Source organism: Alsobacter sp. P4_H11 (assembly GCF_056400925.1).
This window is the reverse complement of sequence record NZ_JBFUKI010000002.1, coordinates 211,859-237,124: the sequence shown is the minus strand read 5'-3', so window position 1 is coordinate 237,124 and position 25,266 is coordinate 211,859. Positions and strand designations below refer to the sequence as shown.

Genomic DNA, 25,266 nt, shown 5'->3' with positions numbered 1-25,266 from the left:
GCATAGCGCGCAGGCGCATGGCGGATCGGCCGCAGCCGGCGGGGCCGAACGGAAGCGCCGCGGCTGCGTTCTCGACCCGGAAACCCAGAACCGGACGATGACCCGCATCCTCACCTACAACGTGCACCGCTGCCTCGGCGTCGACGGCAAGCTCGATCCCGCCCGGATCGCGGCCGTGATCGCGGCCTGCCAGCCCGACATCGTCGCCCTGCAGGAGCTCGACGTTGGCCGCAAGCGCACCGGCGGCGTCGATCAGGCCCAGCTGATCGCCGACCAGCTCGGCATGCAGATGCATTTCCACCCCGCCATGCGGGTGATGGAGGAACTCTACGGCGACGCCATCCTGACCGCCCGGCCATCGCGGCTCGTGAAGGCAGGGCCGCTGCCGCTGCGGGCGAGGGCCGAGCCGCGCGGCGCGCTCTGGGCCGCCGTGCAGGCGCAGGGCGGCGAGGTGCAGGTGATCAACACGCATCTGGGCCTGCGCGGCTTAGAGCGGCTGAACCAGGTGCAGGCCTTGCTGGGCCCGGACTGGCTCGGCGGCCCCAAATGCACCGCGCCGTTTATTCTGCTCGGCGATTTCAACGCCGTGCCGCACTCGCGGGCCTACAAGCGCCTGGCCGCCAGGCTGAGGGACGCCCAGGCGGCGCCGCTCGTGCACCGGGCGCAGCCCACCTTCCCGGGCCGCATGCCGGTGCTGCGGATCGACCACGTCTTCGTGTCCGCCGGCGTCGAGGTGACGCGCGCCGAGCCGATCCGCACCCCCCTGGCCCGCCGGGCGTCCGACCACCTGCCGCTGCTGGTGGAATTCCGGCTCACCATCCCGAGCGCGCCCGCGCTGCGGATCAATGGCGCCGATGCGGCGTTGAGCCTTCCGGAGGCCGAGCCCGCATGACCATCGTCCAGCACAGTCCCGCCCCGCCGCGTCACGTGAGGCAAGCAGAAGCGTCGCGCCCAGCGCGGCAAGCCGAGCCGGCGCGTGAGAGCGCGGAAGAAGGAGAATCGAGCAAGGGACGCCGGCGCTTCTGGTCGCGCCTGATCGGGATCGCGGCCGTGGCGCTCTCGGCTTTTCTGATCTGGCACACGCTGCGCCAATACAGCCTCGACCAGATCGTCGCCTCCGTGCGGGCGGTGCCGGCCGCCCGGCTCTGGGCCGCCGCCGCCTTCGCGGCCGCGAGCTATTGCGCGCTCACGGGCTTCGACTATCTGGCGCTGCGCTATGTCGGCAAGCCGCTGCCCTACTGGAAAGCCGCGCTGGCGTCCTTCACCAGCCTCGGGCTCGGCCACAGCATCGGCTTCGCGGGGGTGAGCAGCGGCGCGATCCGCTACCGCTATTACGCCCGCTGGGGCCTCACCATCGGCGAGGTCGCCAAGCTGGTGGTGTTCTGCGGCGTCACGGTCGGCGTCGGGCTGGCGGCTCTGGGCGGGATCGCGCTGCTGGTGCGCCCCGAGCTCGGCGCCCGCGTCACCGGGCTGGACGAGGGCGTCACGATTACGCTCGGCGCGCTCTGCCTCGTCACGGTGGCCGCCTATGTGGGGCTGGCGTTCCGCTACGGCGGGAAATCCGTGCGCTTTCGACGCTGGTCCATGGACATGCCCGAATGGCGCCTCGCAGCCGCGCAGGTGGTGGTCGGGGCCGTGAACTTCGCCCTCGTGGCCGGCTGCCTCCACCAGGCGCTCGCCGCTCAGGCGGAGGTCGGCTACCTGCCGGTCGCCTCCGTCTACGTGATCGCCAACACGGCCACGATGATCACCCACGTGCCGGGCGGCCTCGGCGTGATCGAGAGCGTCGTCTCGGTGCTGCTGCCCGGCGCCAACCTCATCGGCGGCCTGCTGGCCTTCCGGGCCATCTACTTCTTCATCCCGCTCGGCCTCGCCGCGCTGTCGTTCGGCGCCAGCGAGCTCGTGATTCGCAGGCGGGCGCGCTCCCCGGCGTCGTGACGAGGCAAGCCGGCCACACCCTCCCGTCATCCCCGGCGGCGCGCAGCGCCGGGAAGGGGATCCAGAGGTGCGCACCTTTGCCCCTGGATCCCCTTCCCGACCTGCTGCGCAGGTCGCCGGGGATGACGGCGGAGAAGTCGGGCCACCCTCGCAATGACGGTGAGGCTCTGGGCTGACGGCGAGAAAAACCCGCCCGAACGTCTCAGCCGCCGAAAAGCTTGTCCAGCAGGCTGCGCTCGGGCGGCGGATAGCCCTGCCGCTGGGCGCCGCCGCCGTTGGGGACGGAGCCTGGAGGGCGGAGAACGCCGTCGTCCGACACCACGCGGCGGGGCTGCGGCTGGGGCGGCGGGCCGCCCTGCGCCAGCGGGCTGATCGTGAGAGGCGCGCCGCGGGCCGCCACGGGGGCGGGTGGCGCGAGGCCGTAGAGCGTGTCGGCCGGGTTGCCGGAATCCGCCATCGGGACGCCGCCGGGCGGCGTGGGCGGCTGCGGGTCGGCCGGGGAAGGCCACATCTGCTTGTAGGCGCCGCCCGGCAGCGGCACGGGCGGGGTGGACGCCAGCGCGGTTTTCATGAACCGGCTCCAGACCTCCACGGGCAGGTTGCTGCCGCTGGTCTTCTTGGTGGGGGAACCGTCGTCGTTGCCCATCCACACGCCGGCCAGCAGCGAGCCCGTGTAGCCGACGAACCACGCGTCGCGATGGTCCTGGCTGGTGCCGGTCTTGCCGCCCGCCTCCCAGCCCGGCAGATCGGCCTTGCGGCCCGTGCCGGTGAGCAGCGTTTCGCGCAGCATGGCGTTCATCATGCCGACCGTCTGCGGCTCCAGCACCTTGCCGAGCCCGGTGCCCGAGCGCTTGTAAACGGTGGCGCCGTCGCTGGTCCGCACCTGCGTGATCACGTAGGGCTGCACCGCGATGCCGCCATTCGCGAAGGGCGCATAGGCGCCCACGAGCTCCAGCGCGGACACCTCCGAGGTGCCGAGCGCGATGGACGCGTTGGGCTCGAGCTTCGACTGGATGCCCATGCGGTGCGCGGTCGCCACCACGGCCTTGGGGCCGACCTCGACGCCGAGCTTCACCGCCACAGTGTTGATGGAGAGCGCCAGCGCCTGCCTGAGCGTCACCGGGCCGCGATACTCGCGCGTGGAGTTCTCAGGCTGCCAGCCCTTGATGTTCACCGGGCTGTCGTCCCGCACCGTGCTGGGCGTCAGGCCCTTCTCGATGGCGGTGAGGTACACGAACGGCTTGAACGCCGAGCCCGGCTGGCGCTTGGCCACGCTGGCCCGGTTGAACTGCGAGTCGGAGTAGTTGCGCCCGCCCACCAGCGCCTTCACGGCGCCGTCCGGCTGCAGCGCCACGAAGGCGCCCTGGCTGACGCCGAACTTGTCGCCCTTTTGCGCCAGCTCCTCCACCAGCGCCTTCTCGGCGATGTTCTGCATGCCGGGGTCGATCGTGGTGCGCACCACGATGTCCTTGTCGATGGTGCCGATATAGTCGTCCAGCACGTCCATGACGTAGTCGGCCGCGTAGTTCACCGAGCCGGCGCCGCCCGGCTTCACGGGCTGGCCGGGGTTCATCAGCGCGATCTTGGCCATGTTGTCATTGACCAGCCCCTCGCGCGCCATGGCGGCGATCACCATCGCGCCGCGCGCCTGCGCGGCCTCGGGATTGCGGTTCGGCGCCAGGCGAGACGGCGCCTGCACGAGCCCGGCCAGGATGGCGGCCTCGCCCAGCGTCACGCTGCGGGCCGTCTTGCCGAAATATTTCTGCGACGCGGCCTCGACGCCATAGGCGCCCGAGCCGAAATAGACCCGGTTGAGATAGAGCTCGAGGATCTGGTCCTTGGAGTAGTTGCGCTCCAGCCAGAGCGCCAGGATGGCCTCCTGGATCTTGCGCGAGGCCGTGCGCTCCTGCGTCAGGAACAGGTTCTTGGCGAGCTGCTGCGTCAGCGTCGAGCCGCCCTGCATGGAGGAGCCGCTGCGCGTCACGTTGCGGACCACCGCGCGGGTGATGCCCACCGGGTCGATGCCCCAGTGGTGGTAGAAGCGATGATCCTCGATCGCCACGAAGGCGTTCGGCAGGTAGGGCGGCAGCTCCTTCAGCGTCACGGTGCGGCCGCCGGTTTCGCCGCGATTGGCCAGCAGCGAGCCGTCCGCCGCCATGATGGCGATGTTGGGCGGGCGCTTGGGCACCGCCAGGCTGTCGATCGGCGGCAGCTTGGAGGCGTGGTAGGCCACGAGCCCGCCCACCGCCATCAGCACCCAGACGCCCATCACGAAGCCGTAATAGACCAGCGTCCCGAGAATGCCGCGCCGCTTGCGGGCCTTGGCGGCCGGCTTGCGGCCCCGCTCGCCCTTGTCGCCGCGCTCGGGCTTGTCGCCGGAGCCGCGGCCGGCGGCAGGCTTGCGGGAGGATCGCGCCATGCTGTGTCGCGGAGCGTCCGCGTCCTCGTCATCTGCCGGCGGCGTCGCGCGCACGGCCTCGCGGCTGCGTCCATCGTCCCGCCTGCGCCGGCCTTCGGCGAGCGGGTCGAGCGCGGGAGCGATCACGGGGTCGAAAGTGGGGTCGCGGCGCCCGCCGCGGTTGCGCGGGTCGTCGCCGTCCCGGTCCGTGTAGCCGGGCCGGTCGTCGCGGCTGAGCCGAAGGTCCAGCGACGCGGGCGCGTTGGGCTTGCCGCCCAGCACCGGTTCGCGTCTCTCCCCCGATCGGTCCCGCCGGTCCGTCATACCCTCGTAGCGCCCCTGCTCGCGCGAGCGGCGCGCGACGGCCTTCTGCCGTTCACGATCCGCCTTGCAGCACATCGACGCTAAATGCGGCGGATTAAGGGGTCGTTAGCGATGGGGCAATGGCGTCGGACGGCGAGACTCCGGCTTACTGGACCGCGAGCCTCCGGCTCGCATCGCCGCCAAGCGAGCCGGAGGCTCGCGGTCCCGCGCTCCTACTGCGCCGCCTCGGCGATGATCTCGTCGTTCGCCGGCGCGCCTACCACCTTGGGCTCGGCGCGGGTCAGTACCCGGCACAGCCGCGCGATGGTGGCCTTCAGCTCGTGCCGGTGCACCACCACGTCCACCATCCCGTGGGCGCGCAGGAAGTCGGCGCGCTGGAAGCCCTCGGGCAGCTTTTCGCGGATGGTCTGCTCGATCACGCGCGGGCCCGCGAAGCCGATCAGCGCGCCCGGCTCGGCGATGTGGATGTCGCCCAGCATCGCGTAGGAGGCCGTCACGCCGCCCGTGGTCGGGTTGGTGAGCACCACGATATAGGGCAGCTTGGCCCGGCGCAGGCGCTGCACCGCCACGGTGGTGCGCGGCATCTGCATCAGCGAGAACATGCCTTCCTGCATGCGCGCGCCGCCCGAGGCCGCGAACAGCACGAAGGGCGTGCGCCGCTCCACGGCGGTTTCCATGCCCTTGATCACGGCCTCGCCGGCCGCCATGCCGAGCGAGCCGCCCATGAAGTCGAAATCCTGCACGGCGATGGTCAGCGGCGACGCCTCGACCTGCCCGACGCCCACCTTCACGGCGTCAACCGCGCCGGTCTTGGTCCGGGCGTCCTTCAGGCGGTCGACATAGCGCTTCTCGTCGCGGAACTTCAGCGGGTCGACCGGGACCTCCGGCAGCGCGATGTCCTCGTACTGCGCGTCGTCGAACATCGCCTTCAGGCGCGCCACGGCGGACATCCGCATGTGGTAGTTCGAGCCCGGGATCACGAACTGGTTGGCCTCGACGTCCTTGTGGAACACGAGCTGGCCGGAATCCGGGCACTTGATCCACAGGTTCTCGGGCGTGTCCCGCCGCAGGATCGACCGGATCTTCGGCCGCACCACGTTCGAGATCCAGTTCATCGGGCTCGTGTCCATGCAGTCTCCAGTTCCGGATCAGGCCGCCGCCTTCGCCACGCGCCGGACGCCCGACGCGACCTCCCGCACCTTGGCGGCGACCGCCTCGACGGTGCCGGCCGTGGCCTTGCCGGAAACGTCCAGCGAGCCCCGCAGCGCGTCCACCAGCGCGGTGCCCACCACCACGCCGTCGGCGCTGCGCGCGATGGTCTCGGCCGAGTCGGCGTTCTTCACGCCGAACCCCACCGCGACCGGCAGATGGGTATGGCCCTTGATGCGCGCAACCGCGTCGCCGATCTTGGCGTAGTCGCCGATCGCCGAACCCGTGATGCCGGTCACCGCCACGTAGTACACGAAACCGGACGTGTTGGTGAGCACCTTCGGCAGCCGCTTCTCGTCCGTGGTCGGCGTCGCCAGCCGGATGAAGTTCAGCCCGGCCGTGATCGCCGGCACGCAGAGCTCCTCGTCCTCCTCGGGCGGCAGGTCCACGACGATCAGCCCGTCCACCCCGGCCGCGCGCGCGTCCAAGAGGAAGCGGTCGACGCCGTAGATGTAGATGGGGTTGTAGTAGCCCATCAGGATGATCGGCGTGTCGGCATCCGTCTCGCGGAAGGCCTTCACGAGCGCGATCGTCTTGCGCAGGCTCATGCCGGCGCCCAGCGCCCGCAGGCCCGCCGCCTGGATGGAGGGTCCGTCCGCCATCGGGTCCGTGAACGGCATGCCGAGCTCGATCACGTCCGCGCCGGCGGCCGGCAGCGCCTTGACGATGGCGAGCGACGTCTCGGGATCGGGATCGCCCGCCATCACGAAGGTGACGAGCGCCGCGCGGTTCTGCGCCCGCACGGCCGCGAAGCGGCGGTCGATGCGGGTGGTTGTCGCCTCAGTCATTCCATGCCCCCGAGATGCTCGGCCACCGTGAAGATGTCCTTGTCGCCGCGCCCGCAGAGGTTGACGATCATGAGGTGGTCCTTCGGCTTCTTGGCCGCGATCTCCACCGCCTTCGCGATGGCGTGCGCGGGCTCCAGCGCCGGGATGATGCCCTCGAGGCGCGACATCATCTGGAAGGCGTTCAGCGCCTCCTCGTCGGTGGCCGAGATGTAGTTCACCCGGCCGACATCGTGCAGCCAGGAGTGCTCGGGCCCGATGCCCGGATAATCGAGCCCGGCCGAGATCGAGTGCGCGTCCGTGATCTGGCCGTCGTCGTTCATCAGCAGGTAGGTGCGGTTGCCATGGAGCACGCCCGGGCGCCCGCCCGTCAGCGAGGCCGCATGCAGGCCCGACGACAGGCCGTGGCCGGCCGCCTCGACGCCATAGATCTCGATGCCGGGATCGTCCAGGAAGGGGTGGAACAGCCCGATCGCGTTCGATCCCCCGCCGATGGCGGCGATCAGCGAGTTCGGCAGCCGGCCTTCGCGCTCCAGCATCTGCTCGCGCGCCTCGCGGCCGATCACGCACTGGAAGTCGCGCACCATGGCCGGGTAGGGGTGCGGCCCCGCGACGGTGCCGATGCAGTAGAAGGTGTTCTCGACATTCGTGACCCAGTCCCGGAGCGCCTCGTTCATGGCGTCCTTCAGGGTCTTGGACCCGGACTGGACCGGCACCACTTCGGCGCCCAGCATCTTCATGCGGAACACGTTGGGCTTTTGCCGCTCCACGTCCACCGCGCCCATGTAGACGATGCACTGCAGGCCGAAGCGCGCGCACAGCGTGGCGGTGGCGACGCCATGCTGGCCGGCGCCGGTCTCGGCGATGATGCGGGTCTTGCCCATGCGGCGCGCCAGCAGGATCTGGCCGAGCACGTTGTTCACCTTGTGCGCGCCGGTGTGGTTCAGCTCGTCGCGCTTGAGGTAGATCTTGGCCCCGCCGCAATGCTCGGTGAGCCGCTCGGCGAAGTAGAGCGGGCTCGGCCGGCCGACGTAATGGGCGAGGTAGTCGGCCATGTCGTTGATGAAGGACGGGTCGACCTTGGCGGCCTCGTATGCGGCCTCCAGCTCGAGGATCAGCGGCATCAGGGTCTCGGCGACGAAACGTCCGCCGAAAAGGCCGAAATGGCCGGTCTCGTCCGGGCCCGTTCGGAACGAGTTCAGGGTGGGTGCGCTCACGCTCTTATCCTCGCTCGGCCGCAGCCGGACATCTCACGCCCCGCGGGCGGCCTTCACGAAAGCCGCGATCCGCTCGGGGTCCTTGTCGCCGGGCGCGCGCTCCACCCCGGAGGACACGTCCACGCCCGGCGCGCCCGTGATCCTCAGGGCCTCGGCGACGTTTCCGGGCTCCAGCCCCCCTGACAACATGAAGGGCTTCCGTAGGTCAAGGCCCGCCAGCAGCCGCCAGTCGAACGCCACGCCGTTGCCGCCCGGCAAAACGGCCCCGCGCGGCGGCTTGGCGTCGAACAGGATGCGGTCGGAAACGGCCGCATAGGCCGGAACCTGGGCGAGATCGCCCGCCTCCGACACGCCGATCGCCTTCATGACAGGCAGCCCCGTGCGCGCCTTGGTCGCGGCCGTGCGCACCGGCGTCTCGTGGCCGTGCAACTGGACGATGTCCGGCCGCACCTCGTCCCGGATGGCGTCCAGCAGGGCGTCGTCGGCGTCCACTGTCAGCGCCGCCACGAGCGCCCGCCCACCAACCTGCTCCCGCAGCGCCTTCGCTTCCGCGATCGAGACGTTCCGCGGCGAGCGCGGATAGAACACCAGCCCGACCATGTCGGCCCCGGCCGCAATCGCCGCCTCGATCGTCTCGGGCGTCCGCAAACCGCAGATTTTCACCAGCGTGCTCATGGGCCGTGTCCTTGCCACGCCGGACCGAAACTGTCCACGACGGGAAGGGGGGCGCGGGAATGCGCACCTGGCCCCACCGCCTCGCCGTCATTGCGAGCCGGAGGGGAAGCAATCCAGTCTAGAGGCCGGGCGCGACGCCCGGCGCCTAGGCTAACCCTAACCACCTGGATTGCTTCGCTGCGCTCGCAATGACGGCGAGGCGCTCCATCGTCGTGCGCGTCCCTCTCCCGCCTGCGGGAGAGGGGCAGGGGTGAGGGCGCCGGGGACGCCTGCATCCGTCATTGCGAGCGCCAGCGAAGCAATCCAGCTGATGCCGGGCGCTCTGCCCGGCGCCGGGGCTGCTCCCAATCACCTGGATTGCTTCGCTTCGCTCGCAATGACGGCGAGGCGATCCATCGTGGTGCGCGTCCCTCTCACGTCTGCGGGAGAGGGGCAGGGGTGAGGGCGTTTCGGCAGTGCGACCTCTCCACCGTCATTGCCAGCCCCTCCAAGCCCCTCATCCTGAGGAGCAGGCCCGCTTGGGCCTGCGTCTCGAAGGACGAGGGACTCCAGTGCGCTCCACCGTGCAGCCTTCTGGACCCCCTCGTCCTTCGAGACGCATCGCCAAGGGGCGATGCTCCTCAGGATGAGGGGCATGGTGGTCGAGCAGGGGCATGGTGGCGCGGACACAATAAGAAAATAATCCTTGACATTCCGCCCTGTTTCCCGCACCCTGCGCCTACTCTCGACCCAGGGAGGGGGCGCTTCCGGAGCGGTCCGTTGCGGGGTCGGGGCGCGGCGCCTGCGCGGGTGGGTATACCGGACCCACCCTCCCGGGAGGCCTTTCCGGAGCGGCCGGGCCGAGGGCTCAATGGGGTGAAAGCCTCGTCAAAGCCTCAGGTCAGGCAGTCAGCCCGCCCGCCCCACACTACGGTGGGGCCGTGGACGCGGCCACCTTAACACCCTCGCGGTTGCTGCCCACAAGGAGCGGCCACGAGGAAGGAGCGCGGGTCGGAAAGGTTCAAAATCGCCGGTCGCGGGGCGTCGGTCCGTCCGAACCTACGCGTAAAACCATTGATGGACCGACGCCTCGCGGCGCCCCTCCACCGATTGCCTCACCTCCGCCTTGGCGGAGAACGCAGACGCGCGCCGTTTAACGTGCGCCCCTTCTCCCCCCGGGAGAAGGTGGCCCGAAGGGCCGGATGAGGGACTAGAGGGAGTCCAGCGAAGCTCAACCCGAGCCAAGAACTCGTTCGGCTAGACCCTCATCCGTCAGCTTCGCTGACACCTTCTCCCGGGGGGAGAAGGGGATGACGGCGGGGGGAGTCTCAGCGCCTCCTATTCACAACGCCGAGAAAGCCCCGCATGCCCGCCACGCCTTCACGCCGTCTTCGCCAACTCCCGCTCGATTGCGGCGCGCACGGCCGGGTCACCGGGCTCCACGCTGGTGGGGAACACGGCCGCCACGTGGCCGTCGACGCCGACCAGGTATTTATGGAAGTTCCAGCGCGGCGGGTCGCGCGGCTTTTCGGCGAGCGCCCAGCGAAAGAACGGGTGGGCGTCCGCGCCCAGCACCTTCGCCTTCGCGGCCATCGGAAACGTCACGCCGTGCTGGCGGGCGATCCCGGCCGTCTCGGCCGAGGGGCCGGGCTCCTGCCCGCCGAAGTCATTCGACGGAACGCCCACCACCGTGAGCCCGCGCGGCTTCAGCTCGGCGTACAGCGCCTGCAGGCCGCCCAGCTGCGAGGAAAAGCCGCAGAACGAGGCGGTGTTCACCACCAGGATGGGGCGGGGCGCAAAGGCCGACAGGCGCAGCTCGCCGCCGTCCAGCTTGTCGAACGTGAAGCTCGAGGCGGTGCGGCCGCTCATCGCCGGCGCGGCGGATTGAGCCAGCGCGCGGCCGGCGGGCGCGAACGCGAGCGCGGCGATGAGAGTGCGGCGGTCGAGAAGCATGGGGCGGCTCCGTCGAAAAAAGCGCCAAACGGAAAGGCGCAGCATAAACCATTACGGGCGCGCAGGGCTGCCGGTTTCGCCATCCCGCTTGCCTTCGCGACCGCAAAGCCGCACATCAGCCCGATGACCGCTCAGCTTCCTTTCGACGCCGGCTTCGGAGTGTATATTCACTGGCCGTTCTGCGCGTCGAAATGCCCGTATTGCGACTTCAACAGCCACGTTCGCCACGCACCCGTGGACGAGGCGCGCTATGTCGCGGCCTTCGCGCGGGAGATCGCCCATCAGGCCGCGCTGGCGCCGGGCCGCACGGTCTCGACGATCTTCCTGGGCGGCGGCACGCCTTCTCTCATGCAGCCCGCCACCGTGGGGGCGATCCTGGACTCGGTCGCGGCCAACTGGGCCGTCGCGCCGGACGTCGAGGTGACGCTGGAGGCCAACCCCACCAGCGTCGAGGCGACGCGCCTCCGAGGCTACCGGGCCGCCGGCGTGAACCGCGTGTCGCTCGGCGTGCAGGCCATGAACAACCGCGACCTCGTGGCGCTCGGCCGGCTCCATTCGGCCGAGGAGGCCATGGCGGCCGTGGACGTCGCCGCGAGCGTGTTCGACCGCTATTCGTTCGACCTCATCTACGCCCGCCCGGACCAGACGCCGGCCGCCTGGGCGGCCGAGCTGAAGGAGGCCATCGGCCGCGCCGCCGAGCACCTGTCGCTGTACCAGCTCACCATCGAGCCTGGCACGATGTTCGAGCGCCTGCGTGACGCCGGCAAGCTCGTGGTTCCGGACGCCGACGCGGCCCGCGCGCTCTACGAGACCACCCGCGAGGTGTGCGAACAGCATGGCCTGCCGGCCTACGAGATTTCCAACCACGCCCGCCCGGGCGCGGAATGCCGCCACAACCTCGTCTATTGGCGCTACGGCGAATATGCGGGCGTCGGCCCCGGCGCGCATGGCCGCCTGAGCACGGCCACCGGCCGGCTGGCGCTGTCCACCGAGCTCGTGCCGGAATCCTGGCTCGCCCGCGTGGAGAGCGAGGGCCACGGCGTCACCGAGGTGGAGCGGCTGTCGGCCGAGGCCCAGGGCGACGAGTTCCTGCTGATGGGCCTGCGGCTCGTGGAAGGCGTCGATCCGGCGCGCTACGCGGCGCTCGCCGGGCGCGGGCTGGACCCGCGCCGCGTCGAGGACCTCGCCCGCGACAACCTCGTGGAGCGGACGGCCGAGGGCCGCATCCGGGTCACCCCGGAGGGCTTCCCGGTGCTCGACGCCATTGTGGCGGACCTAGCCGCCTGAGGCGGCTTAGGCGACCTTGCGGGGCACCAGCCGCTCGGAGGCCAGCGCCTGCTGCGCGCCGGACTCGCCGGACTCGTGGTACTCGGCGTCCTCGTTGACGTCCCAGATGTCGTAGAGGCGCTCGCCGGCCAGGATGTTGCGGACCGTCAGCATGGCGGTCATCATCGCGTGGTCCTGGTTGTTGTACTTGTGCATGCCGTTGCGGCCCACGAGGTGCAGCGTCGGGAAGCGGGTCTCGAGATCGAGCCGCACCAGGCCGACATGCTCCTTGTAGTCGTCGTCATAGACCGGATAGGCCTTGGCCTGCCGCACCACGCAGGCGTCCACCACCTCGTCCTCGCGCACCAGCCCGATCTTGGCGATCTCGGCCTTGGCGAGCGCGATCAGATCCTCGTCCGGCGCCGACCACACGCCGTCGCCCTCGAAACAGAAATATTCGAGGCCGAGGCAGGCGAGGTTCGGGTCGGGCACCATCTCGGGCGACCAGGAGCGGAAGTTCTGGATGCGGCCGACCTTCACGGACGGGTCGTGGATGTAGATCCAGTTGTCCGGGAACAGGTCCTGGCGCGTCGTGATCAGCGCCACGGTGAGGAAGTCCCGGTAGCGCAGCGCCCGCGCGCTGAACAGCGAGATCGGCGTCGGCTTGATCGCGTTGGTGAGTTCGGTGATGGGCGCAGACGAGATCACGTGGTCGGCCGTGAAGGTTTCAACCGAGCCGTCGCCGCGCTTGGCCGTGACGGTCCAGCGCCGGGCGCCCTCGTCCCACTCCATGGAGGCGAGTGAGCGATCCATCAGGATCTCGCCGCCCTGCTCGCGCGTCTTGCGCGCCGCCGCGTCCCACATCATGCCGGGACCCTTGCGGGGATACTGGAAGGACTCGATCAGCGTCTTGATGACCTCGCCGTCCTTTTGCTTCGGCTTGCCCCGGAACGTGCGAGTGAGCGCGTTCATGACCGCCGAGCCGAGGCTCAGGCCCTTGATGCGCTGGGCCGCCCAGTCGGCCGAGATCTCGTCGCAGGACATGCCCCACACCTTCTCGGTGTAGGTCTTGAAGAAGATCGAGAACAGCCGCTCGCCAAAGGCGTTGCGCACCCACTGGTGGAACGTGCGCGGGTTCTCGATCGGCCGCAGCTTGGCCAGCCCGTAGCTCGCCATGCACAGCGCGCTCTGGAACACGCCGAGGTTCCACAAGGCCTCGAAGGCCTTCAGCGGATAGGAATAGAGCTTGCCCTTGTAGTAGATGCGCGAAATGCGCGGCCGCTCGATGAAGTCGTCCGGCAGGATCTCCTTCCAGAGATCGACCACTTCCTTCGCCTTGGAGAAGAAGCGGTGGCCGCCGATGTCGAACAGGAAGCCCTTGTAGTTCACCGTCCGGCTGATGCCGCCCACCATGGTGGGATCGCGCTCCAGCACGGTGACGCTACGGCCCTCCTTGGTGAGGAGGTAGGAGGCCGTGAGGCCGGCCGGGCCGGCGCCCACGATCAGGACTTCGCTGTGCTGCGGCATGGGGAAAACCTCGGAACTCACGAACGCGCCCCAACGGGCCTGAATGCAAAAAAGCGGTGGCCGGCGAAGCCCGCGAAGGCCGCGAGCCCGGCGCCGGCCAGCAGGGCGAACAGCCGCGGCAGCGTCGGGGCCGAGTAGACGATCGAGAGGAACACCGCATAGCTGAAGCCCTGGGCCAGCAGCGCCACGGTGGCGTAGCGCATCGCCTCGGCGATCTGCCGACGCCCGCTCGCCGCGAACGTGACGCTGCGGTTGAGGCGCCAGGTCACGGTCGTGGCGACCAGCAGCGACAGCGCGCGGGATAGCTCGGGGGCCACGTGCGAATGGTCCAGCACCGAAAAGATCGAAGCGTCGACCGCGAGGCCGACCACGCCGACGCTCAGGAATCTGGCGAAAGCCTGCGGGATCGGATGAGCCAGAATGGCGCTCAGGCGCGGCCCGATAAACCGGCTGGCGAGCGTCTCGCGCGGCTTCGCGGCGCCAAGTGCGATGGAAGTACGCGCCAGTGCTGTTGCTTCCTGCATGCAGACGCCCTTCTTGGCCCGGCAGTGGTCCAAGGACCCATTGCCGACCGTTCTAGATCGCAAGCTTGGAATTTTCGGTAAACGGACGCGCGCGTTCCTGCGTCACTTTGATTGTGCAAGCGCATGCGCTTAACGGAGATGAAATTCAGACCTGGTAGACGTAGAGGAGTTTTCCGCAGGACATTCCAATGACCGACCTCAGCCATGCCGCTCCTCAGCGGTCATTGGAAAGCGTGCTTGGGAACAAGGCCGTGATGGTTTTGTTTGGCTGGGCGCTCGCCGTGGCGATGCGCTTCGGCTCGGTGGACCATGTCGGCATCCGCTTCAACGACACTGACGATGCGAGCCGTCTGACCCAGGTCCGGGATCTCCTCAACGGCCAGGGATGGTTCGATCTCGTCCAGCACAGGCTGGATCCCGCCTTCCCGGTTCCGATGCATTGGTCGCGCCTCATCGACGCGCCGATCGCGTTGCTAATCCTGCTGTTCGAGCGTTTCACGGATGTGGCGTCGGCCGAGCGTCTGGCGATGACGGTCTGGCCCTTGATCGTCCTGCTTGGCGCGGTGGCGGCCGTCTGGTCCGTCGCGGTGCGGATCGGCGGCGTACTTGCGAGCGCGCCTGCCGTGTTGCTGCTGGCCTTTGGGTTGTCGGTGCTTTGGCAGTTCGACCCCGGACGGATCGATCACCACAATGTTCAGGTCGTCCTGTCACTGGCCATGTTCTCGGCCGTTTTTGGCCCGTCACGCAAGGCCGGCGCCGTCGCGGGGCTCGGGTGCGCCCTGATGCTGGCCGTGGGGCTGGAAACGATCCTGCTGCTGGCCAGTGCGAGTCTGGCGGCGGTGTATCGCTGTCTGATGGAGCCGCAATCGCGCGCTTGGGTGAGGGCGTTCGGGACCACTCTTGCGGTCGGCTGCGTTGGTCTGATGCTCGCAACCGTGCCGCCGGCATTCTGGCAGGTCGGCGTGTGCGACTCGCTTTCAGCCAATTATGCCGCTCTCGCCGTCTTGGGCGGCGGCGGTCTTGCGCTCGCGGCGTCTGTCGACCGGCGCCATCGCTGGCCGTGGATGGTCGGCGTCGCCGCCGTTTCGGTGACCGCCTTCGGCTGGATCGAGCCGGCCTGCCTTCGTGGGCCGTTTGGCCAGGTAGACCCGCGCTTGTGGCCGATTTGGCTGGACCATGTCGAAGAAATGAAAAGCGTCTGGAAAGCGCTTGGATCACACCTGCCGTCGTTGACGGCCATGCTCTCCGGGCCTGTGCTCGCTTTGATCTCCATCCCGCTTCTGCTTCGGCGGCCGGAACTGCGGCGCAGCCCGGCGTTCTGGGCTTATGTCGCGTCGTTTGCGGCCTCGTTCGCAATCGGCTGCTTTCAGATCCGGACCCTGTTCTACGCCAACATGTTCGCGATACCGCTCATCAGCGCCGCCATCGCGTTGCTATGTCGGATGGCTGCCGACACTGGCCGTTCCGCCACGTTGGTGGTCGCGGCGGCTTTGTTGGCCACCAACAATTTCACCGCCGTACTCTTGGCCATTTTGGTCCTGCCGGCGGCGCCTGCTAAAGCGGCCCTAGCCGAAAGCGAGGAACGCTCCCGCGCCTGCATGGACTTGCGTGAATACGCCGAACTCGCCCGTGAGCCGGCCAGCCTGGTTCTGAGCACGCTCGACATGGGTCCGTTCATCCTGGCGGCGACGCCCCATGCCGTGCTGTCGGCGCCCTATCACCGCCAGTCGACCGGCATTCTGGATGGACACCGAATCCTGGCGGCGCCTCCGCAGGAGGCGGTGTCGCTGCTTCGGGTGCGCGGCGTTCGTTTCTTTGCGCTCTGCTCAAGCTCGCCTCAGAATTCGCTCTATGCCAGCATGGCCCCGAATGGACTGCACAGCCGACTCGTACGCGGCGAAGCGGTTGACGGGCTGCAGCCTCTCGAAACGCGCGGCGTGGTCCGCGTCTTCCGGGTAGCCGCGCCCTGAACGGCCAAACAGGCCTTTGGAGCGAACCCATGCGCCTGCTCGTTCTGATCGCCGCAAGCGTTTCCCTGCTGCCCCTCTCATTCCCCGCCCACGCCGAGCCGCCCGCCAAGGAGCTCTTCGGCGCGGTGACCCGCCCGGCGGACTTGCCCTCCCGGGTGATCGGCTTCTACGCCAAAGGGTGCCTCGCCGGGGCCGAGGCGCTGCCGGTGGACGGCCCGGCCTGGCAGGTGATGCGCCTGTCGCGCAACCGCGCCTGGGGTCACCCGGCGCTGATCAGCTTCCTGGAGAAGTTCGCCCGCGAGGTCCCGCGCATCAACGGCTGGCCGGGCATCCTCGTCGGCGACATCGCCCAACCGCGCGGCGGGCCGATGAAGACCGGCCACGCCTCGCACCAGATCGGCCTCGACGCCGACGTCTGGCTGACGCCCATGCCGGGGCGCGTGCTGAGCGCCAAGGAGCGCGAGGACCTGGCGGCGTCCGACATGGTGCGCGACGACAAGCTCGACGTGTCGCAGAACTGGACCAAGGGCCAGCACGCCCTGATCAAGGCCGCAGCGCAGAAGCCTCAGGTGGAGCGCATCTTCGTGAATGCGGCGATCAAGAAGGCGCTGTGCCGGGAAGCGACCGGCGACCGCAGCTGGCTCCAGCGGGTCCGGCCCATGTACGGCCACAACTGGCACATGCACATCCGCATGGCGTGCCCGGCCGGGGAGGCGGACTGCCAGTCGCAGGATCCCGTTCCGGCGGGCGAGGGCTGCGGCAAGGAGCTTGACTACTGGTTCTCGGACGCCGTGCTGCACCCGCGCCCGGGCGGCAAGCCCAAGCCGCCGATGGAGATGTCGGCGCTGCCGAACGCCTGCCGGGCGGTGCTGAACGCGCCTTGACCCCGGCGGGGGTCAATGCCCCTTGGAGTCGCCCGCGATCTTGTCCGTCAAGGCCAGGACGATACCCGAGCCGACGAAGACGAGGTGAATGATCACGTACCACATCAGCTCGCGATCGCTGATGTTCTTGACGTTCATGAAGGCCTTGAGCAGCTGGATTGCCGAGATGGCGACGATCGACGACAGGAGCTTCAGCTTGAGCCCCGTGAAGTCGATCTTGCTCATCCAGTCCGGCCAGTCCGCATGCGCGGAGGCGTCGATCTTGGACACGAAGTTCTCGTAGCCCGAAAAGATCACGATAACGATCAGCGAGCCCGTGAAGGTGAGGTCGATCAGCGCCAGGACGCCCAGGATGACGTCCGACTCGGAGGACGACGGGATGTGCAGCACGAAGTGCCAGATTTCCTGGAGCGTCTTGACCAGCAACGCCGCGAGGCTGAACACCAGCGCGACATAGAAGGGCGCGAGCATCCACCGGCTCGCAAACAGGAAACGCTCCAAAAGCCGCTCGACCAACCCCGCCCCCTCGATTGGCGGCGAGCGCCAAACGCGCCCGCCGTGTGAAATCCGCCGTCGCTCAGGCCGCCGTCACGCCCGTGCCGATCGGGCACGCGACGCCCGTTCCGCCCAGGCCGCAATAGCCCATCGGGTTCTTCGCCAGATATTGCTGGTGATAGTCCTCGGCGAAATAGAACGGGCCGCCATCCACGATCTCGCTCGTGATCGGCCCACAGCCGTTCTGCGACAGCACGCGCCCATAGGCAAGCTTGGAGGCCTCCGCGGCGGCTTGCTGCGCGGGGGTGGTCGGGTACACGCCGGAGCGGTACTGCGTGCCCACGTCGTTGCCCTGCCGCATGCCCTGCGTCGGGTCGTGGCTTTCCCAGAACGTCTGCAGCAGCGTTTCGAAGCTGATCACGGCCGGGTCGTAAACCACCAGCACCGCCTCGGTATGGCCGGTCATTCCCGTGCAGGTTTCCTCATAGGTCGGGTTTGGGGTGACGCCGCCCACATAGCCGACCGCCGTCACCCAGACGCCGGGCAACTGCCAGAACTTGCGCTCCGCGCCCCAGAAGCAGCCCAGCGCGAAGATCGCGGTTTCGAAACCGGCCGGATAAGGGCCTTTCAGCGGGTTCCCGTTGACGAAATGGGTCTCCGCGGTGCGCAGCGGCGTCGCCCGCCCGGGCAGCGCCTCGGCGGCGGTGGGCAGGGCCGTCTTCTTGCGGAATGCGAACATGGGGGAACCTCGCTCCGATTGCGATCAGCCCCCAATGTGGGGTTCCGCCCCCGAAAACGCGAGGGCGGTCGCGAAAACGTCAGATCAGGCGCGCGCGTCGTAGCCGATCGGCTGCTCGGGCTCCAGCGCCAGCCAGACAAACAGCAGCCCGACGCACAACAACGCGAGGGTGAGAGGCGCCCGCATCAGCATCGCGCCGCCATTGTCCCACAAGGCGGGCTGAACCCGACCCAGCAGGCCTTGCAGCCAGCCCTGCGCTGCCGGCGCGAAGCGGTCCAGCGCGGCCCCGATGGAGGTCAGCGTCAGCGCCGAGGACGCGATGGAGCGCGTTCCGTCCACGGCGGCGCTCACGAAGGCTCCGGCCAGCGCAAGGTATCCGAGCACGCGGATCAGAAAGCGAATCATGCGAAGGCTCCTCGCCAGCCCGGCCGCCGCGAATGGGCTACTCCGAAGGGCTACAAGCCGCCGGCCCCCGATGCAACCCGGGACAGGGCCCCCCGGGTTCCCCTCGCCGGCCCAAGCGCCTTGCATCCGGGCCCACGATGATCTACGAGCCTCCCCTGCGCAGCGATGCGCACGGAGGGGTGGCCGAGTGGTTGAAGGCGCACGCCTGGAAAGTGTGTATACGGGAAACCGTATCGCGGGTTCGAATCCCGCTCCCTCCGCCACTGACCCTGTCGCAGTACGTTGCAAAACAGGGCTTAACGTACTCACATCGTTGAGTTTTGTAGCCCTCCGGGTCACGTAAAGCGCCTTCTTGCGTCGCATGCCGAGGCAAGACAGCGCTCAAATCCGTTGGTAGGATTGCTCGCACTGACCAACCGCGAGCCTCGAAATACCAACATGCCGCTCACAGACATCGCTTGCCGAAACCTAAAGCCCGGTCCGAAGCCGCTGAAAGTGAGCGACGGAGGCGGGCTTTTCCTTTTGGTCCAGCCTACAGGCGGAAAGCTCTGGCGCTTCGCATACCGGCTGGACAGAAAACAGAAGACCCTTGCGGTTGGGCGCTTTCCGGAGGTGTCGCTAGCGCTGGCGCGTCGACGCCGCGATGAAGCCAAGGAGCTTATTGCCGTTGGCGTCGATCCGTCCAAGGCGAAAGTGGAGGCGAAGGAGGCGAAGCGTGCTAAGACCGAACACGGCTTCGAAGCGATAGCCTGCGAGTGGCACGAGCAGCAAAAGCCCGCTTGGGCCGAGGGGTATGCGGACCACGTTCTGACGCGCCTAAAGGGCGACATCTTTCCCTTGCTCGGCAAGCGACCGATTGCGGAAATCGAACCGCCAGAGCTTCTGGAGGCCATCCGCAAAATCGAGGCACGAGGCGCGCAGGAGATTGCTCGTCGCACGCTTGCTGTATGTGGCCAAATCTTCCGATACGCTATTGTCACGGGTCGCGGAACGCGTGACCCATCGGCCGACTTGCGAGGAGCGCTCAAGGCTCGGCCTCGGCAAGTCCACCACCGCGCAATGTCGCAAGCTGACCTGCCGGGGTTCCTGCGCCAGCTGGCCTCTTACGATGGCGAACAGCAAACCGCTTTGGCTCTTCGAATGGCTGTCCTGACCTTCGTACGGACGACGGAGCTTCGCGCGGCGCGATGGTCCGAGTTCGAGCACCTGGACGGCAAGGCTCCTTTGTGGCGCATCCCCGCCGAGCGCATGAAGATGAAAACGGAACACCTCGTGCCGCTTGCACCTCAAGCGGTGGGCGTCCTGCGCGAGCTCAAGGCCTTGGCCGGCGAGAGTCCATTCGTGTTCCCGTCTAAGGGCGCTGAACGGTTCATGAGCAACAATACCATGCTCTTCGGGCTCTACCGCATGGGCTACCACGGCCGCGCCACGGTTCATGGATTTCGAGGCTTGGCGTCGACCGTGCTGAACGAAATGGGCTTCCCACCCGATTGGATAGAACGCCAGCTAGCGCATGACGAGCGCAACAAGATCCGTGGTGCCTACAACTCCGCTCAACACCTACCCGAGCGCAGGCGCATGATGGTTCATTGGGCGAATTTTCTTAGCGAAGTCGAAACGAGCGGAAAAGTAGATATCCAGAACGTGAGCACAAGGTGATGGTTCACTATAAGAGAGAGCAAAAACTCGAACATTTCCGCATGGAATATGGCCGCTCCGTCGCTGTCGAAGTCGCAAAGCTATACCAATTATCTGATCAAGAAAGCAGCCTAAGCGTTTCTGCATTTGTGCGAGACATAATGACTTGCGCTAAAATACTATCTGAAAATGGAATTAAAACGAAGATTGTAACTGAAATTGTGGTTTTTGCAGTGAAAGGAAAACGATCTGCGATAGAGAGCGCCCCTAAGCTGGATGACGAAATATGGGCCGACTACCGGAGCGAAGCGCATGACGCGAATCCTAGATTAACAACGTATAGGTATGCGAGGTTGCCGGGAAAAACTGATAGATGGGGATTTGAAGACAGCGAGTTAGGGATGAAGAAGCTGAAAGAGAGGCTCGACTCAATCGAGAGACGCTATAACAATTCACTAGTGATCGAAAATCTGGATGGCTGATTTCGTGCAAGCCTGCATTTCTCGATGATTGCGAGCGCATAGCAATCAAGGTTTCCTCGCACAACGCTTCAGAAGGGAGCGTTGTTTTAGAGGAGATCGCCAATGAGCGTCCTGCTGAAAAAGGCTCCTTGGGAAGGTATCCCTGCTACGGGCCCTCTCATGAGGCCTGAGACTGCCGCCGAGTACATCGGTGTTTCGACTTCGGCCGTGTATCGGATGATCAATCAAGGTCGTCTCCCGCCCATCGCGAAGCTTGGGAAGCGTGCCAGTGGCATTCCGAAGCCTTGGCTGGACGCCGTAATTGCCGACCGGCTCACCCCCTCCACTGGAGGGCGCGGCAATGACTGAGCACTTTGAAGCGGTGATGGCTCTCGGCAAGCGCGAAATCGCCAACGGCAACGTTGTCAATACCGCGACAATGGATGGCCAGTATCCCGTAGATAATCCCGCGTCGAAGCTGAGCCATAACGGAATACCCGGAACGCGTAGCTCGTCAAAACTGCGAGACGAACTTCTAGCAACTGGCGCATCGCTGTTGATCGTCCGAAACCCGGCCGATCCAAGCTCTCGCCATCTACTCACCCAAGACGGCCGGACACTGCTTCCGAACGTCCAGCGCGTCAGAGCCACCGAACCGCCCCCGCCCGCTCCCTTGCCGCCCGCAGTGTCCAGGACGCGACCACTTTCGATCGAGGAGGCCCGCGAGCGGGTCTCCATCACGGTGCGCGCTCTGAAGGCGCTGCAAGGGATCAGGGACACGCTCAGAGCCCGCGCGGAAGGCCTTGAGGCAACCGCAGCCGAGTTTGACCGGGCGACGGCCGATCTCGACCGGCTGACTTCCGACTTGCACACCCGCCAGGTTGAGGCCTTGCGTTCTGGAGCGCCGTTCAATGCTGCTCCCGGCCAAGCCGAACTCAAGGCGCTAGCGGAGAACGTCGAAAAGCGTCGCGCTAGCGCAAGGCTCGCGGCCGACGCTCGAAAGAGCCTAGCGCACGACTCCCGAGAGACGGACGAGCAGGTGGGCGGGGCCGAGAAACGCCACAGCTTCGCCAAGGCGCAATTGGCATTCGCGCATGTTCCCGACTTGGAGAAACGGGTAGCGGCCTTCTTTGAGGGACTAGCGCCCCTGATTGCCAAATACCTCGCATTTCAGCAAATGGCCGAGCCGCACATCAGTTCGTCGCGCCTGCGCGAGGGCGAACGCTTGCTGTCCGTTCTCGGCTCCATAGACAGCGATGCGCCCTACCGGCCGGCTTGGCTGCGGACGATCCCGCGGCGCGAGTTCCCCGGCTATGCGGAGGCTTTGGAAGCGTTCGAACGCGAGATTTCCGAAGTCGCTGAAGACGTTCTCGGCTGACCCGAGATCAAGGCGCCGCGTGCTGCCGCGCCTTTCCTTCACCCAACATGGAGAGTGAACATGACCGTGATGCGCGACGAGTTCGCCAAGGCGCAAGCGATTACGACAAGGGCCACAAGGAGGGAGTCGAGCAGGGTCGACAGGACTACCGCAAACGTTGCCAAGGTATCATCGACTCGCCGGCCGCCAAGGTACGCCCCAGGGCAGCGCTCGCCGCGATCGTCAGCACTGAGATGGGCCAGTTGGAAGCACAGTCCTTCTTGGCCAGCCTTCCCGAGGAGAAGGGCACCTCGGCCGGCGGCGAGAGCACTAGTGACTTCTCCCGTGCTGAACGAGCCCTCCAGGCGAGCGGCAGGTTCGATCGTATCCATGAAGTTGGCGGGCGGTGAACCATGCTGACCCCTCGTTGGTCCAAATGGCGTGATCGGCGCGTCATCGACATGGCGGCGCGCGGCGTACCGATGAAGGTGGCCCGGTTCACTGCCAGCCGGGAGGCTCGCGTTCGTTCTGACATCGCCAAGCGGGAAGGCCTGACCGTGGCCCTTGAAGCTGCTTCATCGTGGAAGCTTGAGGGCCGTCGTTATCGTTTCGAGCTCATGCGCTCTGACGGCGACATACTAATCATGGAACGACATTGAAAAGCAAAACCCCGGCTCTTGACGAGAGAGCCGGGGCCTTCGCGGCAACGAAGATGTAAAGCAAGCAAATGAACAGTACATCACAGGCCGCGCTGAAGCAAGCGGGCTCGCTACGCCGACGTGGACTCGCGCTCCATTGGCTTCACCCAAGATCCAAGCGGCCTGTGGGCGACGACTGGTCTACGAAGCCGGTTGCGTCATGGGAGATGCTGCAGCAAACCTACTCTGACGGTTGCAACGTCGGCGTGCGGCTCGGGAAGTGGTCCAAGGTGGGAGGCGGCTACCTTCACGCCATAGACTTGGACATTCGCGATCCGGAGGCATCTGAGGAAGCGCGCGAGGCATTGCACAATCTGCTGCCGGACCTTTCAGCACGTATCGTTGCGTCGGTCGTGTCCGGATCAGGCGGCGAGAGCCGCCACTACTATATCCTGACCGACTACCCGTTCCCGTCCAAGAAGCTGGCGCGCAGCAGCGAGAAGATGCCCGATAGTGGCTCCTGGACATGGGAGATCGAGCTTTTCGGAACCGGCAAACAAGTTGCGCTTCCGCCCTCGATCCATCCCGACACGGGACTCCCGTACCGATGGGAGAGGCGCTTTGACCTTGACGAGATAGAGCTTGGAGTTGCGCCCTTCCTTGCTGCTGGTTTGCTGGGGGAGCTCGTAAGCGGCGACCGAACCAACAAAAGCGGCGGGGAGCCGCTCGGCCGCTCCATCGCTGAAATCAGAGCCACGCTGGACGCGTTGCAACTAGCCGATTGGTGTGACGATCGCGACGGTTGGCTGACGGTCGGCATGGCGCTCCACCACGAGACAGGCGGCTCGGACGCAGGCTTTGACGCGTGGTGCCGATTCGCTGCGCAGTCCCCCGACAAGTTCGACAAAAAGGATCAGCGACGCGTCTGGAAGTCGTTCGGCAAACAGGCTGCGAGCCAGCCTGTGACCATGCGAACGCTGGAAGCCGAAGCCCGAGCGCACCGCGCCGCCGAGATCGCATTTGAAGATTTGGACGACCTAGAAGCCCGTGAGGATGACGGCCAATGGCGGCGAACGCTTGAGCTCGATGCAAGGGGAGGGATCAAGCCAACGCTCACGAACGTTGCGACGATCCTCCAAAATGATCATCGCCTTTCCGCGTCCATGCAGCTGAACCAGTTCACCGGCGAGGTGGTCAGCCGTCAGCCCTTGCGCTGCAATCTCGCCGTTGTGCCGCGGTTCAAGATCCGCGACGAAATCAACGGAGACCTTTGGCAGGACCATCACGACGAAGCTATCCGCGCGCTTCTAGAGGCTCCGTTCGGCAAAGGTAAGCCCGGTTATGGGCTCAAGGTTAGCGACAGAGATTTGCGCGGAGGCGTGAACCTTGCCGCCCGACAAAACGCCTTCCATCCCGTTCGGGACTACCTGCAAGCGACGACCTGGGACGGGACGCCACGGGCCGAGAGGCTGTTCATCGACTACCTAGGAGCTGCCGACAGCCCATATAGTCGACACGTCGCTCGGAACACGCTGTTGGGCGCGGTCGTCAGAATCTTCGAGCCGGGCCACAAGTTCGACTTCGTCCCAATCCTTGAAGGCCTCCAGGGTAAGCGCAAATCCACGTTCATCGAAATTCTGGCGCGTCATTGGTTCGCAGAGTTGCAGGGCGACTTCAGCGATCGAAAGCGCATGATCGAAAAAATGCAGGGAGCGTGGATTCTGGAAATCCCTGAGCTTCAGGGCTTCAGCAGAGCCGAGGTTCAGGAGATCAAGGGCTTTGTTTCAGGTAAAACAGACAAGGATCGATTGGCCTACGATAGAAGGGCGAAAGCCTTCCCGCGGCAGTGCATTTTCATGGGCTCGACCAATGAGTCAGAATACCTGCGCGATGCCACGGGCGGGCGGCGTTTCTGGCCGGTGATGTGCAACGTAGATGAGATCAACACGGATCGGCTGAGATCGCAGGTTGATCAAATTTGGGCGGAAGCCGTGTACCTCTACCACGAGATGCGGAAGGCCCAACCAAGGGGCCAACTGCCGCTGTTCATCACTGATCCCGATGCGCGGAAGGAAGCCGAGAGGCTACAAGAGAGTCGCCGGATCGAGACGGCGGAAGATGCCTTGACGGGACAAATTGCAGCTTGGCTTGATCGTCCTCACGGCAGTTTTGAAGACGAAGATCCTAAGCCGCTGGATCGAACATGCTGCGTTCAGATTTGGACGGAATGCCTGAGGCATGACAAGGGCAGTTATGGCCCGCACCATGCGCAGATAATTGGACGCGCAATGCGGCGAGTGCCAGGTTGGAAACCACTTACTGTTGCCGAAAGCATACCTCCATACGGACGCCAGAGAGTCTATCTGCGCGTAGAACCGAAGCTTTTCGCCGATTGAGGCTGTACACCCTGTACACCCCGTACGCGGTAAGTCATTGATTTCCCGGTGTAAGTCACAGGGTGTACAGGTGAACAGGTGTTTCCAACACTGCCCCGTGTTGCGCGCTCTGTTGCCAGTGGGAGCTTACGCTCTCCGCTTCTCGGAATGACGGTGTTTTTAGATAGCTGTACACCCTGTACACCCTGTCACTTAAACAAACAAATCAAAGACTTAGGGGCGTACAGGTGGGGTGTACAGGTGCGTACAGGTTGAATGTTCCACAAGATCAAACCGGATTTTGTTCGGAAAACTCCCGAATGCCGGGTGCTCCGCGCACCCGCGTCACTCGGAATTGCCAGATGGGACCCGAAGCCAATCATTCCAGAATGCGCTGAGCCGCAGTCAACCGCGCGTTGACCAAACCCACGAACGCAGCTGCCGTTAAGCTCGATCAACCTCCGGTTGACTGGGCGAACTGCTCTGGTGCCGCCGACTTGGCCAATGCA

22 protein-coding genes and 1 tRNA gene are annotated in these 25,266 nt (G+C 66.3%); 12 read left to right on the top strand and 11 right to left on the bottom strand.

Translation table 11 applies throughout. The features are described from left to right. Positions 1–97: 97 nt before the first annotated feature. Positions 98–892 carry an endonuclease/exonuclease/phosphatase family protein gene (locus AC1DSZ_RS04510; protein WP_476837183.1) on the top strand — a complete coding sequence of 265 codons (795 nt, stop codon included), beginning with the start codon at positions 98–100 and terminating at the stop codon, positions 890–892. A gap of 158 nt (positions 893–1,050) precedes the next feature. After that, complete coding sequence (locus AC1DSZ_RS04505; RefSeq protein ID WP_476837182.1) at positions 1,051–1,938, top strand: lysylphosphatidylglycerol synthase domain-containing protein; 888 nt, start codon at positions 1,051–1,053, stop codon at positions 1,936–1,938. Between the two features lie 202 nt (positions 1,939–2,140). Here AC1DSZ_RS04505 and AC1DSZ_RS04500 read toward each other — a convergent pair whose 3' ends face one another. From AC1DSZ_RS04500 to AC1DSZ_RS04475, 6 genes are all read right to left on the bottom strand, one after another. After that, positions 2,141–4,357 carry a transglycosylase domain-containing protein gene (locus AC1DSZ_RS04500; RefSeq protein ID WP_476837418.1) on the bottom strand — a complete coding sequence of 739 codons (2,217 nt, stop codon included), beginning with the start codon at positions 4,355–4,357 and terminating at the stop codon, positions 2,141–2,143. 515 nt (positions 4,358–4,872) lie between these two features. Next, positions 4,873–5,775: an acetyl-CoA carboxylase, carboxyltransferase subunit beta gene (gene accD / locus AC1DSZ_RS04495; protein WP_476837417.1), complete on the bottom strand. Its 903-nt coding sequence runs from the start codon at positions 5,773–5,775 to the stop codon at positions 4,873–4,875. Positions 5,776–5,808: 33 nt separating this feature from the next. Then, positions 5,809–6,657 carry a tryptophan synthase subunit alpha gene (gene trpA / locus AC1DSZ_RS04490; protein WP_476837181.1) on the bottom strand — a complete coding sequence of 283 codons (849 nt, stop codon included), beginning with the start codon at positions 6,655–6,657 and terminating at the stop codon, positions 5,809–5,811. Further along, positions 6,654–7,871 (bottom strand): tryptophan synthase subunit beta, encoded by a 1,218-nt coding sequence (trpB, locus tag AC1DSZ_RS04485; RefSeq protein ID WP_476837180.1) that lies wholly within the window; start codon positions 7,869–7,871, stop codon positions 6,654–6,656. Before trpB ends, trpA begins: the two co-directional genes overlap by 4 nt. Before the next feature lie 33 nt (positions 7,872–7,904). Further along, the gene (locus tag AC1DSZ_RS04480; RefSeq protein WP_476837179.1) at positions 7,905–8,546 is read right to left on the bottom strand and encodes a phosphoribosylanthranilate isomerase; all 642 of its coding nucleotides are present in this window, start codon (positions 8,544–8,546) and stop codon (positions 7,905–7,907) included. Positions 8,547–9,905: 1,359 nt separating this feature from the next. Beyond that, entirely contained in the window at positions 9,906–10,478 is a 573-nt protein-coding gene (locus tag AC1DSZ_RS04475) for a glutathione peroxidase (protein ID WP_476837178.1), read from the bottom strand. A 123-nt stretch (positions 10,479–10,601) separates the two neighbouring features. On the opposite strand from AC1DSZ_RS04475, the gene hemW reads away from it, so the two are divergent. Continuing rightward, on the top strand, positions 10,602–11,765 hold the full coding sequence (gene hemW / locus AC1DSZ_RS04470; protein WP_476837177.1) for a radical SAM family heme chaperone HemW: 1,164 nt from the start codon (positions 10,602–10,604) through the stop codon (positions 11,763–11,765). Between the two features lie 6 nt (positions 11,766–11,771). Here the strand turns inward: hemW and AC1DSZ_RS04465 are convergent, their stop codons facing one another. Together AC1DSZ_RS04465 and AC1DSZ_RS04460 are read right to left on the bottom strand one after the other, a co-directional pair. Beyond that, positions 11,772–13,271 carry an NAD(P)/FAD-dependent oxidoreductase gene (locus AC1DSZ_RS04465; protein ID WP_476837176.1) on the bottom strand — a complete coding sequence of 500 codons (1,500 nt, stop codon included), beginning with the start codon at positions 13,269–13,271 and terminating at the stop codon, positions 11,772–11,774. A 17-nt stretch (positions 13,272–13,288) separates the two neighbouring features. Next, positions 13,289–13,795: a GtrA family protein gene (locus AC1DSZ_RS04460; RefSeq protein ID WP_476837175.1), complete on the bottom strand. Its 507-nt coding sequence runs from the start codon at positions 13,793–13,795 to the stop codon at positions 13,289–13,291. Positions 13,796–13,983: 188 nt separating this feature from the next. Between AC1DSZ_RS04460 and AC1DSZ_RS04455 the strand changes: the two genes are divergently transcribed. Together AC1DSZ_RS04455 and mepA are read left to right on the top strand one after the other, a co-directional pair. Then, positions 13,984–15,765, top strand: coding sequence for a hypothetical protein (locus AC1DSZ_RS04455; RefSeq protein WP_476837174.1), 1,782 nt, complete (start codon positions 13,984–13,986; stop codon positions 15,763–15,765). A 29-nt stretch (positions 15,766–15,794) separates the two neighbouring features. Further along, entirely contained in the window at positions 15,795–16,649 is an 855-nt protein-coding gene (gene mepA, locus AC1DSZ_RS04450; protein ID WP_476837173.1) for a penicillin-insensitive murein endopeptidase, read from the top strand. A 12-nt stretch (positions 16,650–16,661) separates the two neighbouring features. Here the strand turns inward: mepA and AC1DSZ_RS04445 are convergent, their stop codons facing one another. From AC1DSZ_RS04445 to AC1DSZ_RS04435, 3 genes are all read right to left on the bottom strand, one after another. Further along, on the bottom strand, positions 16,662–17,165 hold the full coding sequence (locus AC1DSZ_RS04445) for a TIGR00645 family protein (protein WP_476837172.1): 504 nt from the start codon (positions 17,163–17,165) through the stop codon (positions 16,662–16,664). A gap of 61 nt (positions 17,166–17,226) precedes the next feature. Then, a complete protein-coding gene (gene msrA, locus AC1DSZ_RS04440; RefSeq protein ID WP_476837171.1) occupies positions 17,227–17,883 on the bottom strand; it encodes a peptide-methionine (S)-S-oxide reductase MsrA in 657 nt (218 codons plus the stop codon). Positions 17,884–17,967: 84 nt separating this feature from the next. Continuing rightward, complete coding sequence (locus AC1DSZ_RS04435; RefSeq protein ID WP_476837170.1) at positions 17,968–18,288, bottom strand: PetM family of cytochrome b6f complex subunit 7; 321 nt, start codon at positions 18,286–18,288, stop codon at positions 17,968–17,970. 173 nt (positions 18,289–18,461) lie between these two features. Here AC1DSZ_RS04435 and AC1DSZ_RS04430 point away from each other — a divergent pair. The 7 genes from AC1DSZ_RS04430 (at position 18,462) to AC1DSZ_RS04400 (ending at position 24,778) form a co-directional block, all read left to right on the top strand. Continuing rightward, positions 18,462–18,551, top strand: a tRNA-Ser gene (locus AC1DSZ_RS04430). 136 nt (positions 18,552–18,687) lie between these two features. Continuing rightward, entirely contained in the window at positions 18,688–19,947 is a 1,260-nt protein-coding gene (locus tag AC1DSZ_RS04425; RefSeq protein WP_476837169.1) for a tyrosine-type recombinase/integrase, read from the top strand. Continuing rightward, complete coding sequence (locus AC1DSZ_RS04420) at positions 19,947–20,408, top strand: hypothetical protein (protein WP_476837168.1); 462 nt, start codon at positions 19,947–19,949, stop codon at positions 20,406–20,408. The genes AC1DSZ_RS04425 and AC1DSZ_RS04420 overlap by 1 nt, the downstream gene beginning before the upstream one ends. Positions 20,409–20,510: 102 nt before the next feature. Further along, a complete protein-coding gene (locus tag AC1DSZ_RS04415; protein ID WP_476837167.1) occupies positions 20,511–20,756 on the top strand; it encodes a helix-turn-helix transcriptional regulator in 246 nt (81 codons plus the stop codon). Continuing rightward, positions 20,749–21,765: a hypothetical protein gene (locus tag AC1DSZ_RS04410; RefSeq protein ID WP_476837166.1), complete on the top strand. Its 1,017-nt coding sequence runs from the start codon at positions 20,749–20,751 to the stop codon at positions 21,763–21,765. The genes AC1DSZ_RS04415 and AC1DSZ_RS04410 overlap by 8 nt, the downstream gene beginning before the upstream one ends. A 392-nt stretch (positions 21,766–22,157) precedes the next feature. Next, positions 22,158–22,403 (top strand): hypothetical protein, encoded by a 246-nt coding sequence (locus tag AC1DSZ_RS04405; protein ID WP_476837165.1) that lies wholly within the window; start codon positions 22,158–22,160, stop codon positions 22,401–22,403. Between the two features lie 68 nt (positions 22,404–22,471). Next, the gene (locus AC1DSZ_RS04400) at positions 22,472–24,778 is read left to right on the top strand and encodes a VapE domain-containing protein (RefSeq protein ID WP_476837164.1); all 2,307 of its coding nucleotides are present in this window, start codon (positions 22,472–22,474) and stop codon (positions 24,776–24,778) included. Positions 24,779–25,266 lie beyond the last annotated feature (488 nt).

Bases quoted from the DNA above. Each gene is read 5' to 3' on its own strand.
- AC1DSZ_RS04410 (WP_476837166.1), top strand. From the start codon at position 20,749: ATGACTGAGCACTTTGAAGCGGTGATGGCTCTCGGCAAGCGCGAAATC.
- AC1DSZ_RS04465 (WP_476837176.1), bottom strand. From the start codon at position 13,271: ATGCCGCAGCACAGCGAAGTCCTGATCGTGGGCGCCGGCCCGGCCGGC.
- AC1DSZ_RS04405 (WP_476837165.1), top strand. From the start codon at position 22,158: ATGCTGACCCCTCGTTGGTCCAAATGGCGTGATCGGCGCGTCATCGAC.
- mepA (WP_476837173.1), top strand. From the start codon at position 15,795: ATGCGCCTGCTCGTTCTGATCGCCGCAAGCGTTTCCCTGCTGCCCCTC.
- AC1DSZ_RS04400 (WP_476837164.1), top strand. From the start codon at position 22,472: ATGAACAGTACATCACAGGCCGCGCTGAAGCAAGCGGGCTCGCTACGC.
- AC1DSZ_RS04460 (WP_476837175.1), bottom strand. From the start codon at position 13,795: ATGCAGGAAGCAACAGCACTGGCGCGTACTTCCATCGCACTTGGCGCC.
- AC1DSZ_RS04480 (WP_476837179.1), bottom strand. From the start codon at position 8,546: ATGAGCACGCTGGTGAAAATCTGCGGTTTGCGGACGCCCGAGACGATC.
- trpA (WP_476837181.1), bottom strand. From the start codon at position 6,657: ATGACTGAGGCGACAACCACCCGCATCGACCGCCGCTTCGCGGCCGTG.
- hemW (WP_476837177.1), top strand. From the start codon at position 10,602: ATGACCGCTCAGCTTCCTTTCGACGCCGGCTTCGGAGTGTATATTCAC.
- AC1DSZ_RS04500 (WP_476837418.1), bottom strand. From the start codon at position 4,357: ATGGCGCGATCCTCCCGCAAGCCTGCCGCCGGCCGCGGCTCCGGCGAC.
- AC1DSZ_RS04435 (WP_476837170.1), bottom strand. From the start codon at position 18,288: ATGATTCGCTTTCTGATCCGCGTGCTCGGATACCTTGCGCTGGCCGGA.
- AC1DSZ_RS04415 (WP_476837167.1), top strand. From the start codon at position 20,511: ATGAGCGTCCTGCTGAAAAAGGCTCCTTGGGAAGGTATCCCTGCTACG.
- AC1DSZ_RS04475 (WP_476837178.1), bottom strand. From the start codon at position 10,478: ATGCTTCTCGACCGCCGCACTCTCATCGCCGCGCTCGCGTTCGCGCCC.
- AC1DSZ_RS04420 (WP_476837168.1), top strand. From the start codon at position 19,947: ATGGTTCACTATAAGAGAGAGCAAAAACTCGAACATTTCCGCATGGAA.
- msrA (WP_476837171.1), bottom strand. From the start codon at position 17,883: ATGTTCGCATTCCGCAAGAAGACGGCCCTGCCCACCGCCGCCGAGGCG.
- AC1DSZ_RS04455 (WP_476837174.1), top strand. From the start codon at position 13,984: ATGACCGACCTCAGCCATGCCGCTCCTCAGCGGTCATTGGAAAGCGTG.
- AC1DSZ_RS04510 (WP_476837183.1), top strand. From the start codon at position 98: ATGACCCGCATCCTCACCTACAACGTGCACCGCTGCCTCGGCGTCGAC.
- accD (WP_476837417.1), bottom strand. From the start codon at position 5,775: ATGAACTGGATCTCGAACGTGGTGCGGCCGAAGATCCGGTCGATCCTG.